The 16,709-nt window shown below is 55.4% G+C and carries 19 protein-coding genes; 14 read left to right on the forward strand and 5 right to left on the reverse strand.

The features are described 5' to 3' along the window. The first annotated feature begins 50 nt into the window (after window positions 1-50). From prfA to KOE80_RS11015, 4 genes are read left to right on the forward strand one after another with little or no spacing between them, the layout of a single operon-like run. Window positions 51-1,130, forward strand: a complete 1,080-nt coding sequence (gene prfA, locus KOE80_RS11000) for a peptide chain release factor 1 (RefSeq protein WP_009464100.1) — start codon at window positions 51-53, stop codon at window positions 1,128-1,130. A 2-nt stretch (window positions 1,131-1,132) separates the two neighbouring features. Next, window positions 1,133-1,999 (forward strand): peptide chain release factor N(5)-glutamine methyltransferase, encoded by an 867-nt coding sequence (gene prmC / locus KOE80_RS11005; protein WP_083054779.1) that lies wholly within the window; start codon window positions 1,133-1,135, stop codon window positions 1,997-1,999. 21 nt (window positions 2,000-2,020) lie between these two features. Further along, the gene (gene grxD, locus KOE80_RS11010) at window positions 2,021-2,347 is read left to right on the forward strand and encodes a Grx4 family monothiol glutaredoxin (RefSeq protein ID WP_003804985.1); all 327 of its coding nucleotides are present in this window, start codon (window positions 2,021-2,023) and stop codon (window positions 2,345-2,347) included. Then, a complete protein-coding gene (locus KOE80_RS11015) occupies window positions 2,344-2,925 on the forward strand; it encodes a UbiX family flavin prenyltransferase (RefSeq protein ID WP_080748002.1) in 582 nt (193 codons plus the stop codon). The genes grxD and KOE80_RS11015 overlap by 4 nt, the downstream gene beginning before the upstream one ends. 158 nt (window positions 2,926-3,083) lie before the next feature. Here the strand turns inward: KOE80_RS11015 and ttcA are convergent, their stop codons facing one another. From ttcA to KOE80_RS11030, 3 genes are read right to left on the reverse strand one after another with little or no spacing between them, the layout of a single operon-like run. Beyond that, window positions 3,084-4,139, reverse strand: a complete 1,056-nt coding sequence (ttcA, locus tag KOE80_RS11020; protein ID WP_226349145.1) for a tRNA 2-thiocytidine(32) synthetase TtcA — start codon at window positions 4,137-4,139, stop codon at window positions 3,084-3,086. A 57-nt stretch (window positions 4,140-4,196) separates the two neighbouring features. Next, window positions 4,197-4,556, reverse strand: a complete 360-nt coding sequence (folB, locus tag KOE80_RS11025) for a dihydroneopterin aldolase (RefSeq protein ID WP_026483715.1) — start codon at window positions 4,554-4,556, stop codon at window positions 4,197-4,199. A 50-nt stretch (window positions 4,557-4,606) separates the two neighbouring features. Continuing rightward, the gene (locus tag KOE80_RS11030) at window positions 4,607-6,382 is read right to left on the reverse strand and encodes a M61 family metallopeptidase (RefSeq protein ID WP_226349146.1); all 1,776 of its coding nucleotides are present in this window, start codon (window positions 6,380-6,382) and stop codon (window positions 4,607-4,609) included. A 34-nt stretch (window positions 6,383-6,416) separates the two neighbouring features. On the opposite strand from KOE80_RS11030, the gene KOE80_RS11035 reads away from it, so the two are divergent. From KOE80_RS11035 to KOE80_RS11080, 10 genes are all read left to right on the forward strand, one after another. Further along, window positions 6,417-7,193 (forward strand): enoyl-CoA hydratase, encoded by a 777-nt coding sequence (locus KOE80_RS11035; RefSeq protein WP_009464111.1) that lies wholly within the window; start codon window positions 6,417-6,419, stop codon window positions 7,191-7,193. A gap of 282 nt (window positions 7,194-7,475) precedes the next feature. After that, the gene (locus tag KOE80_RS11040; RefSeq protein ID WP_226349147.1) at window positions 7,476-7,961 is read left to right on the forward strand and encodes an ATP synthase subunit I; all 486 of its coding nucleotides are present in this window, start codon (window positions 7,476-7,478) and stop codon (window positions 7,959-7,961) included. Window positions 7,962-8,017: 56 nt separating this feature from the next. Beyond that, entirely contained in the window at window positions 8,018-8,899 is an 882-nt protein-coding gene (gene atpB, locus KOE80_RS11045) for a F0F1 ATP synthase subunit A (RefSeq protein WP_035270224.1), read from the forward strand. Between the two features lie 104 nt (window positions 8,900-9,003). After that, the gene (atpE, locus tag KOE80_RS11050) at window positions 9,004-9,246 is read left to right on the forward strand and encodes a F0F1 ATP synthase subunit C (protein WP_009464117.1); all 243 of its coding nucleotides are present in this window, start codon (window positions 9,004-9,006) and stop codon (window positions 9,244-9,246) included. A gap of 154 nt (window positions 9,247-9,400) precedes the next feature. After that, a complete protein-coding gene (locus KOE80_RS11055) occupies window positions 9,401-9,871 on the forward strand; it encodes a F0F1 ATP synthase subunit B (RefSeq protein ID WP_009464119.1) in 471 nt (156 codons plus the stop codon). Between the two features lie 14 nt (window positions 9,872-9,885). Continuing rightward, on the forward strand, window positions 9,886-10,425 hold the full coding sequence (locus KOE80_RS11060; protein WP_003805005.1) for a F0F1 ATP synthase subunit delta: 540 nt from the start codon (window positions 9,886-9,888) through the stop codon (window positions 10,423-10,425). Between the two features lie 35 nt (window positions 10,426-10,460). Continuing rightward, on the forward strand, window positions 10,461-12,002 hold the full coding sequence (atpA, locus tag KOE80_RS11065) for a F0F1 ATP synthase subunit alpha (RefSeq protein WP_026483720.1): 1,542 nt from the start codon (window positions 10,461-10,463) through the stop codon (window positions 12,000-12,002). A gap of 94 nt (window positions 12,003-12,096) precedes the next feature. Next, complete coding sequence (gene atpG / locus KOE80_RS11070) at window positions 12,097-13,005, forward strand: F0F1 ATP synthase subunit gamma (protein ID WP_035270228.1); 909 nt, start codon at window positions 12,097-12,099, stop codon at window positions 13,003-13,005. Between the two features lie 44 nt (window positions 13,006-13,049). Continuing rightward, window positions 13,050-14,471, forward strand: a complete 1,422-nt coding sequence (gene atpD, locus KOE80_RS11075; protein WP_035270229.1) for a F0F1 ATP synthase subunit beta — start codon at window positions 13,050-13,052, stop codon at window positions 14,469-14,471. Window positions 14,472-14,483: 12 nt separating this feature from the next. Beyond that, window positions 14,484-14,906: a F0F1 ATP synthase subunit epsilon gene (locus KOE80_RS11080; protein ID WP_045929555.1), complete on the forward strand. Its 423-nt coding sequence runs from the start codon at window positions 14,484-14,486 to the stop codon at window positions 14,904-14,906. 261 nt (window positions 14,907-15,167) lie between these two features. On the opposite strand, the gene rfbD is transcribed toward KOE80_RS11080, so the two are convergent. Both rfbD and rfbC read right to left on the reverse strand, forming a co-directional pair. Next, entirely contained in the window at window positions 15,168-16,166 is a 999-nt protein-coding gene (rfbD, locus tag KOE80_RS11085; protein WP_226349148.1) for a dTDP-4-dehydrorhamnose reductase, read from the reverse strand. Next, window positions 16,163-16,702: a dTDP-4-dehydrorhamnose 3,5-epimerase gene (gene rfbC, locus KOE80_RS11090; RefSeq protein WP_226349149.1), complete on the reverse strand. Its 540-nt coding sequence runs from the start codon at window positions 16,700-16,702 to the stop codon at window positions 16,163-16,165. The genes rfbD and rfbC overlap by 4 nt, the downstream gene beginning before the upstream one ends. Window positions 16,703-16,709: the final 7 nt, after the last annotated feature.

Genomic DNA, 16,709 nt, shown 5'->3' on the forward strand with positions numbered 1-16,709 from the left:
AGCTTTGAACTGCGCCCAGACCCTCTGATTTTCCCTTTAGGCTGTTCCCTATGAAAGACTCTATGCGCAGTCGGCTTGAGCAATTGGCTCGCCGTCTGCATGAAGTTGATGCCATGCTTGCCGAGCCTGAAATTGCCAGCAATATGGACGAGTTTCGCAAACTGTCGCGCGAACGTTCCGAGCTGGACCCTGTTGTAGCAGCCTTCAAAAGCTATGAGGCTGCCGAAGGCGATCTGCAAGCGGCCCAGGACATGATGTCCGACCCTGAATTGAAGGAAATGGGCGAGGAAGAATACAAGTTGGGCAAGGAACGTATCGCTCAACTGGAAGATGAATTGCAAATCCTGCTCCTGCCGCGCGACCCGGACGACACCCGTAACGTGTTCATTGAAATCCGCGCCGGTGCCGGTGGGGACGAAAGCGCCTTGTTTGCCGGGGATTTGCTGCGCATGTACATGCGCTATGCCGAAAACTGCGGCTGGCGTACGGAGATCATGTCTGCCAGCGATTCGGAAGTGGGTGGTTACAAGGAAGTGATCGTTCGAATTGAAGGCCAGGATGTGTACGGGCGTCTGAAGTTCGAGTCCGGTGCGCACCGTGTGCAGCGTGTGCCTGAGACTGAAGCTCAGGGCCGCATCCATACCTCTACGTGTACCGTGGCCGTGTTGCCCGAAGCCGAAGGCCTGGCTGAAATCACCATTAACCCCGCTGACTTGCGTGTGGACACCTTCCGCGCCAGTGGTGCTGGTGGTCAGCACGTGAACAAGACGGACTCAGCTGTCCGTTTGACTCACTTGCCTACAGGTTTGGTGGTGGAGTGTCAGGACGACCGTTCCCAGCACCGTAACCGCGAAAAGGCCTTGCAGGTGCTGGCCGCGCGTCTGAAAGACAAGCAGCAGCGTGAGCAATCTGACAAAGAAGCCGCCGAGCGTAAAAGCCTGGTCGGTACGGGTGACCGCTCCGAGCGCATCCGCACCTACAACTTCCCGCAAGGCCGCATGACGGATCACCGTATTAATCTGACCTTGTACAAGCTGGGCTACATCATGGACGGCGATCTGGACGAGCTGATCAAGGCCTTGCTGTCCGAGCATCAAGCCGGTTTGCTGGCTGATCTGGCGCAGGCGTGAGCATGAACCTATCCGGTGAGCAGGCCGTGTCCTCAATGGCCACGCCTGCCGATTCTCCCCGTACCTTGCGAGCCTTGCAGCCGTTAAGTCCCTTGCCGCGCCTGGAGCGCGACATGCTGTGGATGCAGGTGCTGGGCGTCGGTCGTTCCTGGCTGATTGCGCACGACACGGACGAGTTGCCGCTGGACAAGATCCAAGCCTATCAAGCTCTGGAAGCCCGCCGTGTGGCGGGCGAGCCCATGGCGTATATCGTCGGTGTGCGTGAATTCATGGGTCACGAGTTTCTGGTGTCGCCCTCGGTGCTGATTCCTCGCCCGGATACCGAAACCCTGGTCGAGCGCGCACTGGAGCGCGTGCAGCATATCCAGTCTCCCCGCATTCTGGATATGGGCTGTGGCAGCGGCGCCATTGCGGTTTCTCTGGCACTGGCACGTCCTGATGCCCATGTGGTCGCCAGTGATATCAGCACGCTGGTATTGGCGCAGGCGGGCTTAAATGCTCAGCGTTTGTGTGGGAAAGTCGAGTTTTGCCTGGGGAGTTGGTACGATGCCGTGGCAGGCCAGGAACCTTTTGACCTGATCGTGTCCAACCCTCCATACATTGCAGTGGATGATGAACATCTGGCGCAGGGCGATGTGCGGTTCGAGCCGCGTCAGGCACTGACAGATGGCTCTGACGGCTTGACGGATTTGCGTACAATAGTTCAGGGAGCCGGGCCGTATCTGCGTCCTGGTGCTAGTCTTCTCATGGAGCACGGCTGGGATCAGGCCGACCATGTGCAAAATATGCTGCGGCAGGCAGGGTTCAAACAGGTCATCAGTTATGAAGATCTGGCAGGAATCCGGCGGGTCACAGGTGGACAGTGTTAATTCTTTTCTTAAGAGAACATCATGAGTGAAGTTCAAGATTTCATCCGCGAAACCGTAACGGAAAACCCCGTTGTGCTGTTTATGAAGGGCACAGCTCAAGCTCCTCAGTGTGGTTTCTCCGCACGTACCGTGCAGATTCTGCGCGCTGTTGGCCTGAGCCAGGTGGTTGTGGTCAACGTGCTGGACGACGCCGAAGTGCGTCAGGGCATCAAGGACTTCTCCAACTGGCCCACCATCCCCCAGCTGTACATCAAGGGCGAATTCGTCGGCGGTTCGGACATCGTGTCTGAAATGTACGAAAACGGCGAACTGGAAACCATGCTGCGCGAGGCTGGGGCTCTGGAGTGAGCACCAAGCGACGCCTGGTCATAGGTATGACCGGGGCCACCGGGGCGGTCTACACCGTGCGCCTGCTGCAAGTGCTGCAGTCCTGTCCGGATGTGGAAACCCATTTGGTGATCTCGCCCTCCGGGGTGCTGAACATCAAATATGAGCTGGATATCGGCAGGCACGAGATTCAGGCTCTGGCCGATCAGGTGCACAGCTTCCGCGATGTGGGTGCAACCTTGGCCAGTGGCAGTTTTCCTACGGCGGGCATGGTGATTGTGCCGTGCTCGATGCGTACGCTGGCCGCCGTGGCGCATGGTTTGTCTGACAACCTGATTACCCGGGCTGCCGACGTTACCTTGAAAGAGCGTCGTCGTTTGGTGATGATGGTGCGCGAAACGCCATTCAATCTGGCGCATTTGCGTAATATGACGGCCGTGACGGAAATGGGCGGGATCATTTTCCCGCCTATGCCCGCGTTTTACCTGCGACCCAAAAGCATCGACGATATTGTCGATCACACGGTGATGCGGGTGCTGGAATTGTTCGATATTCAGGTGCCCGGTGAACGTTGGGATGGTTCGCAAAAACCGAGCTAAGGCCTGATAGTCGTTCAGCGGGCGCAAAAAAAGCCCTGATATAAACCTCCACAATCTGGATATCATTCCAGACACTAGCGGTTTATATCGGGGCTTTTTATTGTCTGTCGCTTGTGTATTGGCAGGCGGCAAGCGCTACGCTAAGCCGTGTGTCATGTTTATTGGCCGGAACGACGCTTGCTCATGAACACAATCTGCTGTTCACCAGAAGCGGCAGGCTGAGCGGGGGTGAAGGCGTCCTGACGCACGCCCGGAGTAGCTTCGTCGTTATCTTCCTCAAAGCCTGCGGCCAGCAAACTCTCGGGCAGGTGATCGTCAAAATAATCCTGATCAAAGCCTTTATCGCCTTCCGGATCGGCCTGGCCTGTGACCTTCAGGTCTGCAAAGTTATGCAGCTTGGGGTCCATCAGGTGCGAAGGCACCACGCGAGTCAGGGCGCCAAACACGTTCCAGGAACGGTGCGGGAATTTCTTGTCCCATTCCGCAATCATGCGGTTGATCTCCTGGCGCTTCAGGTTTTCCTGCGAACCGCACAAATTACAGGGGATGATGGGGAATTCTTTGAGCTTGGCGTAGGCGATCAGGTCCTTCTCGGGCACATAGGCTAGAGGGCGGATCACGATGTGCTCGCCATTGTCCGACATCAGCTTGGGCGGCATGCCCTTCATGCGGCCACCGTAAAACAGGTTCAGGAAGAAGGTAGCCAGAATGTCATCACGATGATGGCCCAGGGCGATTTTGGTAGCGCCCAGCTCCTTGGCGACACGGTACAAGATGCCGCGACGCAAACGCGAGCACAGCGAGCACATGGTCTTGCCTTCGGCAATCACGCGCGTCACCACCGAGTACGTGTCCTGAGTTTCGATGTGATAGGGCACGCCCAGCTTTTCCAGATACTCGGGCAGGATGTGGTCAGGGAAACCGGGCTGTTTCTGGTCCAGGTTCACGGCCACGATGTCGAACTTGATCGGAGCGCGCTTTTGCAAAGTCATCAGCACGTCCAGCAAGCCGTAGGAATCCTTGCCGCCAGACAGGCAGACCATGATCTTGTCGCCTTCCTCGATCATGTTGAAGTCACCGATGGCGCGGCCCACCTCACGCATGATGCGTTTGCTCAGCTTGTTGTCATTGACGCGCTGCTTGCGTTCAGCCTTGCTGGCAAACACGGGAGTCTCGGTTTCGGAAGGAGGGAGGGTGCTGGTGTCTTGGGACATAAGGAAAAGCGGAAAGAAGTGTCGTCGTAGCCCCGGCCAGAGGCGGGGCAGGGGGCTTTAGCGGCTGCGTTCAATCTCGATGCCGACGGCATCACAGTCGGCAAAGGCCTCGGGTTTGCTGGCGCGGATTTTAACGCGTTCCACGGTCGGGAAATCATTCTGGATGCGATCAGCCAGGCGCTCTACCAGTGTTTCCAGCAGATTGGTGTGTTCCGTGGTGCTGACGTCGATCAGTGCCTCGCGTAGCTGACGGTAGTCCAACACGGTCCCGATGTCCTCGTCCTGAACGTCCTGCGTAATGGTGGTGTCGAATTCGGCATCAATATGCAGGGGCTGGCGGTGAACCAGTTCGTGGTCCAACATGCCGATAGAGGCTTGCACCACCAGATTGTTGATGAATATACGGCGTGTGGTCATGGCAAAAAAAAGTGTCAGGCCCGCCATGGTTGGCGGGCCTGGAAAGAAGATCAGGACTGGCGGCTCAGGACGCATTCGTCCAGAGCAGGGCGCGCCAGTTGTAGCGTGAAGCAGTGTAGTTCATCGCGGCGGAAGGCGTGAACTTGTACGGTCTGGCCGGGTTCATAGGCTGCCAGCAGGCGCTCCAGGCTGGCGGTGTCACTGACACGCAAGCCGTCAATAGCGACCAGGGCATCACCGGCAGACAGCCCGGCTTGATGCGCTGCACCATCAGTGAAGACGGTAGCCAGCTGGCATTGGCCTGCGCTTTGGCGCAAGCGAGCGTTCAGGCTGGGCAGCTTGGAGGAGGCTTGCCATTCCAGCTTCAAGCCTTGTTCGGCCAGCCAGGGTTTCAAGGGCAGGTCCTCGCAGCCTTCAACGTAGCGAGCAATGAAATCCGTGGTGTCGTAGCCAGTCGCTTCCAGAATCAGGGCGGGCATGGCATTTTCAGGAATGCCTTCTGGCTTGCCTTGATAGAAGTCACGACCATAGCGCTCCCACATCAGCAGCATCACATCGTCCAGACTCTTGGCTTGCTGGGTATGGCTGCGAATGCACAGGTCCAGGCCCAGGGCGATCAGTGCGCCCTTGCTGTAATAGCTGACCAGTGCGTTGGGGGAGTTCTCGTCCTGCTTGTAATAGCGCGTCCAGGCGTCAAAAGAGCTTTGTGCGGCGGACTGCTTGAAGCGCCCGGGGCCTCGTTCAACCGCATTGATGTTCTTGGCCAGCAGCTTGAGGTAATCGGCCTCGCTCAGCACGCCAGAGCGTAGCAGCATCAAATCGTCGTAGTACGAGGTGAAGCCTTCAAACACCCATAGCAAGCGGGTGTGGTTTTCACGGCTCAGGTCGTAGGGTGCGAAGACGGCGGGCTTGATGCGTTTGACGTTCCAGGTATGGAAGTACTCATGGCTGACCAGACCCAAAAAGGTCTGGTAGCCCGCGCTTTTCACCGATTTGTCCTGGCCCTGGGTAGGCAGGTCTCGACGCGAAGCCATCAGGGCGGTCGAGGCGCGATGCTCCAGCCCGCCGTAACCGTCATCGGTCACCATGGTCATGAACACGTAGCGCGAGCTGCAATCCAGGAAGGGCGCGCCACGGGTTTCAGGTTCGAAAAAGGCGATTTGCTCGGCACAGATTTTCTCTACGTCACGGGCAATGCGGGGCAGGTCCAGGTTCGGGATGACGCCAGTAAAGACCAGTTCGTGTTCAGCGCCGTGGGCAAAGAAGCTGATGACCTGGGGAGTACCCATCTCAATGGGGTGGTCGATCAGCTCGTCGTAATTGCTGGCGCGGTACAGGCCAAAACCATAGCGCTCTGCCGCGCCTGGCATGCCGGTGGCCTCGGGCAGGCTGGTGTAAACCTGCCAGTCTTCCATGTCCTCGTTGGACACCAGTTCCAGCAGGCACGGCTGTTCAGTCTGGCCCTCAACGGCCAGCAGGGCGCTGGTGCCATTAAAGAAAGCATGGGTCTGATCAATATGCGCGCCTCGTACGGACAGGTCCCAGGCATAGACCTGGTACTGAATGCTCAAGGGGCCCTCGCAGGGTTCGCACTGCCAGCGATGGTTGTCCAGCTTGCGGATGGAAACCGGCTTTTCGCCGGAGAAGGCGGCTATGCTTTCGATCTGACGCGAGAAGTCGCGGATCAGGTAGCTGCCAGGGATCCAGGCCGGAAGGCTCAAGATCTGGCCATCTGTTTGGGGGGAAGTGATCTGTATCTGGACAGTCAGGCGGTGGCCGGCGAGATCTGTCGGCTCGGCACGGTAAAGTACGGGTGTAGGTTCCATTCCCCTATTCTATTTAATTTTTCTGGGAGTCAGCATGAACGAACCCTTAGTCAAAGCAGAGGTGCATGGTCGTGTTGCTTTATTGACATTAAATCGGCCCAAGGCTTTGAATGCGCTCAATAACGAGCTGATCGCCGAGTTGTATGCCCTGTTAAAGAAATACGATGCCGACAACGAAATCGGTTGTATCGTGCTGACCGGTAATGAAAAAGCCTTTGCCGCCGGTGCCGATATCGGCGCCATGAAAGACTGGAATTACCACGATGTCAGCTCCCAGGACTATCTGGGTGGCCAGTGGGAAGAACTGCGCCGTTTCCGCAAGCCCATCATTGCCGCCGTCGCTGGCTATGCCTTGGGCGGTGGCTGCGAACTGGCCATGTTGTGTGACTTCATCATTGCCGCTGACTCCGCGCGTTTTGGTCAGCCAGAAATCAAGCTGGGCGTGATTCCCGGTTTCGGTGGTACGCAGCGTCTGCCCCGTGCCGTGGGCAAGGCCAAGGCCATGGATCTGATTCTGACTTCGCGCATGATGAATGCCGAAGAGGCCGAGCGCTCCGGTCTGGTGTCGCGCGTGGTGCCTGCCGACAAGCTGATTGAAGAGGCATTGGACGCCGCCACGGTTATTTCCAGCATGTCCCTGCCGTCTGTCCTGATGGCCAAGGAGTGCGTGAACCGTGCTTTTGAATCGTCGCTGGAAGAAGGTCTGCTGTTCGAGCGCCGCAACTTCCATGGCTTGTTTGCCACAGAGGATCAGAAGGAAGGCATGCGTGCTTTTGTCGAGAAGCGCAAGCCCGAGTTCAAGCACCGCTAAGTTTCTCAATCGCTGATAAAACAAGGGGTGTGTTGTAAAATTGCTGCACTGCAATGTTACAAAATAAGCTTACCCCTTGATGCCATTGAGATTGCGTAAATCAGCCTTGCATTAAGTATCAAACAAGCAAGGCTGAATTTGCTTACAACAAAAAAAAGACGCTATACTTTATGGGTTTGACGACACCGGCTTTTGAAAGGGGCCGATAATATTGCGCGGATGGATTGGCCAAGGCCTTTGCAGTACATCCACCCACACAACGTTATCTGATTGTTTCCTACTATGAATCAGCCGATTTATCAGCAGACAGGCACCACAGCCACGGTGCAGGCAGCAGGGGACAAGCCACCATTTCCGGAACCCGTAGTACTTACGCCCGAGCAACGTAGCCGCATGGCTCGCCGGGCAGGGCAAGGAATTGTGCGCACACTTGTTGCCCAGGCTTTTATGGGTCTGGTGGCAATTGGCCTGTCGGCATGGATTTCCGGCGCATATGCAGCAGCCTCAGCACTGATTGGTGCGGCTGCTTATTTTGTGCCTAACGCATTGTTCGCATTGCGTCTTTTGCTGGGTTTGATGGGCGGCGGCAACGCCGGAGCGCTTTCCTTCTTCTGGGGGGAGGCATTCAAACTCGGTTTTGCGGTATTGACACTGGCAACGGCTGCCATGGCAAACACGGGCTGGTTAGTTTGGCCTGCCTTGCTCTTTGGCCTGCTGTGTGTCTTGAAGGGATATGTGCTGCTGCTGTTTTTCCGCAAGCTGCCATAACGAATTTTTGTTTCACGGGCTCGTCCCATAACGTATACATCACAGGGTAAATACAGATGGCTGCTGCTAGTGATATTTCGCCTCAGTCAGGGTACATCCAGCATCACTTGGTTCACTTGAACAACTTGGGTGAAAAACAGGATGTTCTGGCCAACTTCGGTGTCATTAACTACGACTCCATGTTCTGGTCCCTGCTGATGGGTCTGGTTGTGGTTTTCTTTCTGTGGCGCGCCGCTTCGGCCGCAACAGCCGGCGTACCAGGCCGCTTGCAGTCTTTTGTAGAAATGCTGGTCGATTGGGTTGAAGACCAGGCCAAATCCATTGTTCCTAACGCTGAGTCCCGGAAATTTGTCTCGCCCCTGGCGCTGACCGTGTTCCTGTGGATCATCATGATGAACGTGCTGGACTTGCTGCCCGTTGATGGTCTGGGCTGGATCTTCATCCAGACCGGTCTGGCCGCTGAACATGGCGACCCTCTGTACTACCACCGTATTTTGCCAACCGCTGACTTGAACGTGCCTATGGGCATGTCCATGGGCGTGCTGCTGCTGATGTTCTACTACGGCATCAAGATCAAGCACCCCGGCGGCTTCGTCAAAGAGCTGTTTACTGCACCGTTCACTGCCACAGGCCTGATGGCCGTTGTGCTGGCACCTTTCAACTTCTTGCTGAACTGCATCGAATACGCGGCCAAGTCCGTGTCCTTGGGCATGCGGTTGTTCGGCAATATGTTTGCCGGTGAACTGGTTTTCATGTTGATCGCTCTGCTGGGTGGCGCATGGACAGGGTTTAATGGCGCCAGCCTGGGACTGGGTATCGGTCACATTCTGGCCGGTTCTGTGTGGGCAATCTTCCACATTCTGATTGTGTTGCTCCAGGCGTTCATCTTCATGATGCTCACCCTTGTCTATATTGGACAAGCACACGAAGGCCATTAATCCGATTCCGACTGGACAATGGTGTCTGGTTGGGGGGAGCAGGCCTGGCCTGCTAACGCTTTGATTTTTTTGAATTACACCTGATTTTTAACCAAGGAGTTGTCATGACCAACGTAGCTCTCGTTGCTCTTGCTTGCGGTATCATCATCGGTCTGGGCGCTTTTGGCGCTTGCATTGGTATCGCCCTGATGGGTGGTAAATATCTGGAAGCATCGGCTCGTCAGCCTGAACTGATGAACGCTCTGCAAACCAAGATGTTCCTGTTGGCCGGTCTGATCGATGCTGCTTTCCTGATCGGTGTCGGTATCGCCATGTTGTTTGCATTCGCCAACCCATTCGTTGGGTAATAAGGCGAGTCCGTTGCCGCTTTTGGCAGACGGGCAGGCAGTCGTCGTTAGCGGTGTGTTGCTCGGTTTGATCATGCACCGCTTGTCGACTTGAACATACATGTGTCAGGACGCATACCGCTTCCTACACACGTGGTATTGAAGGGATACGACCGTGAATTTAAACGCGACTCTCTTTTTTCAGATGATCGTGTTTTTCGTTTTGGCCTGGTTTACGATGAAATTCGTATGGCCGCCACTGACGAAAGCAATCGATGATCGTCGTCAGAAAATCGCTGATGGTTTGGCTGCTGCCGATAAAGGCAAGGCCGATCTGGCACAGGCCCAAGCGCGTATCAGCCTGATGGATGCTTCGGCCAAGTCCGAAAACCATCAACGCATTGTCGACGCTGAAAAACAAGCGACTGCTCTTTTGGAGCAAGCTCGTCGTGAAGCCGAAGCCGAAAAAGCCCGCATTATTGCGCAGGCCCAGCAAGACGCTAACCAGGAAGTGCAACGTGTACGTGAAGGTCTGCGTAGCGAAGTGGCTGCCTTGGCCGTCAAGGGTGCCGAGCAAATCTTGCGACGCGAAGTTGACGCTAATGCGCACGCCCAGCTGCTCGAGCAGCTCAAGGCAGAACTTTAACATCAAGGCAGGCCATGGCTGAACTATCGACTATTGCCAGACCTTACGCCGAAGCCCTGTTCGCCGCCGTGCGCGACGACAGCCAGGGTCTCGAATCGTGGTCGGCCCTGTTGTCCGAAATGGCTCAGGTGGCCGGTCTCCACGATGTGCGCGAGGCACTGAACGATCCGCGCCTGAATAACGGGCAGCGACTCGAACTCTTTACGGGCCTGGTTAAGTCACAGGTCACCGAAAAGGCTCGCAACTTTCTTCAATTGTTGGTGGATAACCAGCGCATCTTGCTGTTGCCACAAATTGCAGAACAGTTTGATCTATTGAAACACCAACTCGAAGGCACGGCGCAGGCACAGATTATCAGTGCTTTCCCGATGGCTGAGGCTCAGGTTGCTGAGCTGACCGCTGGGCTGGAGAAAAAGTTTGGCCTGAAGCTAAAACCGACTGTGACCGTCGACGCTGACCTTATCGGCGGTATTCGGGTGATTGTTGGTGACCAGGTGCTCGACACTTCCGTGCAGGCCCGGCTGGCCAGCATGCGCGATACGCTGACCGCATAGCGCGAGTCAGTAAACAGGATTTCAGGAGTCTGAACATGCAACTTAATCCGTCCGAGATCAGCGAACTGCTCAAGAGCCGCATCGAAGGCCTGGGTGCGTCGACTGACGTTCGTACACAAGGCACGGTCGTATCCGTGACCGACGGTATTACGCGCATCCACGGTTTGTCCGATGTGATGCAGGGCGAAATGCTCGAATTTCCGAACAACACGTTCGGTCTGGCCCTTAACCTCGAGCGCGACTCTGTCGGCGCCGTGATTCTGGGTGAATACACCGGTGTTTCCGAAGGCGACGCAGTTAAAACAACTGGCCGCATTCTGGAAGTACCCGTTGGCCCCGAACTGCTGGGTCGTGTGGTTGATACTCTGGGTATGCCTATCGACGGCAAGGGCCCGATCAACGCCAAGATGACTGACGTCATCGAGAAAGTGGCTCCTGGCGTTATCGCCCGTGAGTCCGTCTCCCAGCCCATGCAGACCGGTACGAAAGCCGTGGACTCCATGGTGCCAATCGGCCGTGGTCAGCGCGAACTGATCATTGGTGACCGTCAGACCGGTAAAACTGCCGTGGCTGTGGACACCATCATTGCTCAAAAGGGCAATGGCGTTAAATGTATCTACGTTGCCGTGGGCCAAAAAGCCTCCACGATCAACAACGTGGTGCGCAAGCTCGAAGAGCACGGTGCTCTGGAGTACACGATTGTTGTGGCCGCCTCGGCTTCCGAGTCCGCTGCCATGCAATACCTGGCTCCTTACTCCGGTTGCACCATGGGTGAATACTTCCGTGATCGTGGCGAAGACGCCCTGATCATTTATGACGACTTGACCAAGCAAGCTTGGGCCTACCGTCAAGTATCCCTGTTGCTGCGTCGCCCACCAGGCCGTGAAGCCTACCCCGGTGACGTGTTCTACCTGCACTCCCGTCTGCTCGAGCGCGCTGCTCGTGTGAATGCCGAGTACGTAGAAAAATTCACTAACGGTGAAGTGAAAGGCAAGACCGGTTCGTTGACCGCACTGCCTATCATTGAAACGCAAGCCGGTGACGTTTCCGCTTTCGTTCCAACCAACGTGATTTCGATTACTGACGGTCAGATCTTCCTGGAGTCCGACCTGTTCAACGCTGGTGTTCGTCCCGCTATTAACGCCGGTATTTCGGTGTCCCGCGTGGGTGGCGCTGCTCAAACCAAGGTCATCAAGAAACTGTCCGGCGGTATTCGTACCGACTTGGCTCAGTACCGTGAATTGGCTGCGTTTGCTCAGTTCGCTTCCGACCTGGATGACGCAACCCGTCGCCAGCTGGAACGTGGTAAGCGCGTGGTCGAACTGCTCAAGCAGCCCCAGTACCAGCCTTTGGCTGTGTGGGAACTGGCCGTGAGCCTGTACGCTGTGAACAACGGTTACTTCGACGATCTGGAAGTCGCTCAGGTTCTGCCTTTCGAGAAAGGCCTGAAAGATCACCTGCGCAGCAAGTTCGCTGCTCTGGTTGAGCGTATCGAAAGCAAGAAGGAACTGGTTAAAGAAGACGAGGCTGAGTTGGTTGCAGCCATCCAGGACTTCAAAAAGCACGGCGCTTTCTAATCATTGTTGGCAGGCGCCGGAAACCCCGGCGTCATGATTAGCGGGAGTCGACAGCCTAGTCAGGCTCCCGATAATGCCCTTACAGGAAAGTGTGATGGCCGGAATCAAGGAAATTCGTACTAAGATCAAGAGCGTGCAAAACACGTCCAAGATCACCAAAGCCATGGAGATGGTGGCGGCATCCAAGATGCGCAAGGCGCAAGAGCGGATGCGTGCTGGCCGTCCCTATGCAGACAAGGTGCGCGAGATTGCTTCGCATCTGATGCAGGCGCACCCCGACTACACTCACCCCTACATGGTTGAGCCCGCCGAAGTCAAATCGGTAGGTATCGTGGTTGTCAGCACGGACAAAGGTCTGTGTGGCGGCCTGAACACCAATATTCTGCGTCTGGTACTTGCGCGTGTTCGCGAGTTTGAGGACAAGGGTATTAAGGTTCAGACAACGGCTCTGGGTGGTAAAGCTGCTGGAACATTGGCGCGTGTTGGTGCCAATCTGGTTTCTCAGGAAGTGGGCTTGGGCGATGCGCCTAACCTGGAACGTCTGATTGGCGCTATCAAAGTGCAGATCGACGACTTCGTGGAAGGCCGCATTGATGCTGTTTATCTGGCGACCAGCCGCTTTGTCAATACGATGAAGCAGGACCCAACATTTATTCGCTTGCTGCCTCTGCCTTCCGGTCTGAAAGATCCTTTCCAGGCTGGTGATCAGGTAGTCGCTCAAGAAAGCGCTAACTCTTCCGAATACGGTTGGGATTACATCTACGAACCCGATGCCAAGTCGGTTATTGACGACTTGTTGCTGCGTTACGTAGAGGGTCTGGTGTATCAGGCCGTTGCCGAGAACATGGCCTCTGAGCAGTCTGCCCGTATGGTGGCCATGAAAGCCGCTTCGGACAACGCCAAGACCGTTATCGGTGATCTTCAGCTGGTCTATAACAAGACCCGCCAGGCAGCGATTACGAAAGAAATCTCTGAAATCGTGGGGGGTGCCGCTGCTGTGTAATCACGGCAAGGCACACCATCAAAGTTATATTGCAAGGACTCAACATGAGCAACGGTACCATCGTTCAGTGCATCGGCGCCGTGGTGGATATTCAGTTCCCCCGCGACAGCATCCCTAAAGTCTACGAAGCATTGACGCTCGTTGACGAAAGTTCGGCTTTCGCAGAAAAAGGCCTGACTTTTGAAGTACAGCAACAATTGGGTGACGGTGTAGTTCGCACCATCGCCATGGGTTCCAGCGACGGCCTGCGCCGCGGTATGGAAGTGGCCGGTTCGGGCGCTCCCATCTCCGTACCTGTGGGTGTTGGCACCCTGGGTCGCATTATGGACGTTCTGGGTCGCCCCATTGACGAAGTCGGTCCTATCCAGTCCGACGAGCGTCGCGCCATTCACCAGGCTGCTCCTACTTTCGACGAACTGTCGCCTTCCGTAGAGCTGCTGGAAACCGGTATTAAAGTGATTGACCTGGTTTGCCCGTTCGCCAAGGGTGGTAAGGTTGGTCTGTTCGGTGGTGCCGGTGTGGGCAAGACCGTGAACATGCTGGAGCTGATCAACAACATCGCCAAGGCACACAGCGGTCTGTCCGTGTTTGCCGGTGTGGGTGAGCGTACCCGTGAAGGTAACGACTTCTACCACGAAATGGCCGATGCTGGCGTTATCCAGATGGACAACCTGAGCGAGTCCAAAGTGGCCATGGTGTTCGGTCAGATGAACGAACCTCCAGGCAACCGTCTGCGTGTGGCACTGTCCGGCCTGACCATGGCCGAGAAGTTCCGTGACGAAGGCCGTGACATCCTGTTCTTTGTGGACAACATCTACCGCTACACGCTGGCCGGTACCGAAGTGTCCGCTTTGCTGGGTCGTATGCCTTCCGCAGTGGGTTACCAGCCTACGCTGGCCGAGGAAATGGGTAAGCTGCAAGAGCGCATTACCTCCACCAAGACCGGTTCGATTACGTCCATCCAGGCCGTTTACGTTCCAGCCGATGACTTGACTGACCCATCGCCTGCTACGACCTTCTTGCACTTGGACTCCACCGTTGTGTTGTCGCGTGACATTGCTGCTCTGGGTATTTACCCCGCTGTGGACCCTCTGGACTCCACCAGCCGTCAGCTGGATCCACAAATTGTGGGCGAAGAGCACTACGCAGTGGCTCGCGGTGTTCAGCAAACGCTGCAGCGCTACAAGGAATTGCGTGACATTATCGCGATTCTGGGTATGGACGAGCTGTCTCCAGAAGACAAGCAGGCCGTTGCCCGCGCTCGTAAGATCCAGCGCTTCCTGTCTCAGCCTTTCCACGTGGCAGAAGTGTTTACCGGCTCGCCTGGTAAGTACGTTCCACTGGCTGAAACCCTGCGCGGCTTCAAGATGATCGTCGACGGCGAGTGTGATGCACTGCCAGAACAGGCGTTCTACATGGTCGGTTCGATCGACGAGGCTTTCGAAAAAGCCAAGACTATTCAGTAATAAGGATTACTCATGGCTAAGCTTCATGTTGACGTGGTCAGTGCCGAAGAATCGATCTTTTCCGGTGAGGCAAAGTTCGTGGCGCTGCCCGGCGAGGCTGGAGAGCTGGGTATTTTGCCTGGTCACACTCCACTGATCTCGCGGATTCGTCCCGGCACGCTGAAGATCGTTATGGACGATGGCAGCGAAGAGCATATCTTTGTCGCTGGCGGCATACTCGAGGTTCAGCCTGGGAAAGTCACTGTATTGTCGGATACCGCGATTCGCGCACACGACTTGGATGAAGCAAAGGCTCTGGAAGCCCGCAAACATGCGGAAGAGGCCCTGCGCAACACCAAGGACAAGGCCGACATCGCTGTTGTGGAAGCCGAGCTGGCCATGCTGGCCGCTCAAGCAGCCGCAGCACGTCGCTTGAGCAACGTGCGCAAGCACTAAGCTCAAGTCGATAGCATCCGTGAAAAAGCCACCCTTAGGGGTGGCTTTTTTGTTTTTGTAGACTATTAGCAGAGCGAGAGGGAGGCGGATTGTTTTTCTGTTAGCACAATCAATACTACCGTTACTCAAAGCTGTGGTAGGTTTGACTAAGCGTATAGGATTGATGCTGGTTAGGCGTGATGATGCTGGTACGACAGGTGGACAACACAATTTAATAGCCTAGGAATTCTGTTTTTAGCGGTTTGCGGGTGGGGTCATGTCCTACTGGGATTTACTCAGGGCTAAAAGGCTGCTTTGGATCCCCTGTTTCCAATCTCGTTCTATGTTGTTTCGACCTAGTAAGGCATCTAGTCGGTGTTGATGCAGGCCAGAACGGGCGGGACGTCTAGCGGGTGTTGAATAGTGGTTAGTGGGGATAGGATTCAGAGTCGGAGCTCGGGATAGCAGACCCAATGTGACCGCTTGAGCAAAGATTTCCTGGGCGAACTCATACCAACTGGTGTTCGGCTCTCCCGCAAAATGGTAAATGCCGGAAGGGGCTTGCTGCTGATTGAGGTCTTCTTTTGATTGGTTCAGCTTCTCTGCCAACTGCAGCAACACTTGAACTATATGCGGCGCGTAGCTAGGGCCGCCAATCTGATCAGAAACAATGTTAAGTTCGGTACGCTCTCGGCCAAGATGAAGCATGGTTTTCAGAAAGTTGTTGCCGAATTGGCTGAATAACCAACTAGTGCGCAGAACGATGGCTGAGGGCAGGGCGGCCAGGACCGCTTGCTCTCCTGCCTGCTTGCTTTGCCCATAGACACTAAGGGGGTTGGTAGGGGCGTCCTCAGCGTAAGGCTGTGCGGATGAGCCATCAAAGACATAGTCGGTCGATATATGCACCATCCCTACCTCGTGTGCAGAGCAGGCCTTGGCGAGCAGGCCCGGGGCTATCTCGTTGACGAGATATGCTTGATCCGGCTCTGACTCTGCGCGGTCAACCTTCGTATATGCTGCTGCATTGATCACTACATCAGGCTGATAAGTCTCTAGTGCGTAGGCAATAGCGTGACTTTGGGTGATGTCGAGTTCGTGCTGACTTACAGTAATGAGCTCCAGCTTTTGATGAGGGGTAAAAAGGGGGGAGGGAAAGGGTGAAGCGGTTTGAATGACGGCCCTGGGTTCTTTAGCTCTTTCCCTTAGTTGAGATGGGACATATCTATTCGTGAATGCTCGTCCTAGTTGCCCCTGCCCACCTGTGATCAGAATGCGCATCATGGCAGTAGGAACTGTTCCAGTCCTGGATGAGTTTTGTCTTTTGCCGACAGAATGGGGTTTTGAATCGGCCAATGAATGGCTAGTCTAGGGCAGTTCCACGCCACCCCGCCTTCATCGTCGGACTGATAATAATCAGTGCATTTGTAGCTGATATCAGCCTCGGCACTGAGAACACAAAAACCATGGGCATAGCCGGGGGGGATCCAGAGTTGCTTGTGGTTTTCTTGGCTTAGTTCCACGCCTACGTATTGTCCAAAAGTGCGGGATTGTGGGTTGATATCGACAACGACGTCAAAAATGGTACCCCGCGTAACGCTAATTAATTTGCCTTGGGGTCTGGTTTTTTGAAAGTGTAGCCCTCTTAGAACCGAGCCTTTGGAATAGGACTGGTTGTCCTGCACAAAGGGGCTCTCGATTCCCGCCAACGTTTGATAGCGCGCTGCATTAAAGCTTTCTTTGAAAAAGCCGCGCTCATCGCTAAAGACGCTTGGCTCGATAATCAAGATGCCGGGTAAATGAGTTGTGTAAGTGCGCATATCATTA

The organism is Alcaligenes sp. 13f, assembly GCF_020496585.1.
Lineage (GTDB): Bacteria > Pseudomonadota > Gammaproteobacteria > Burkholderiales > Burkholderiaceae_B > Alcaligenes > Alcaligenes phenolicus.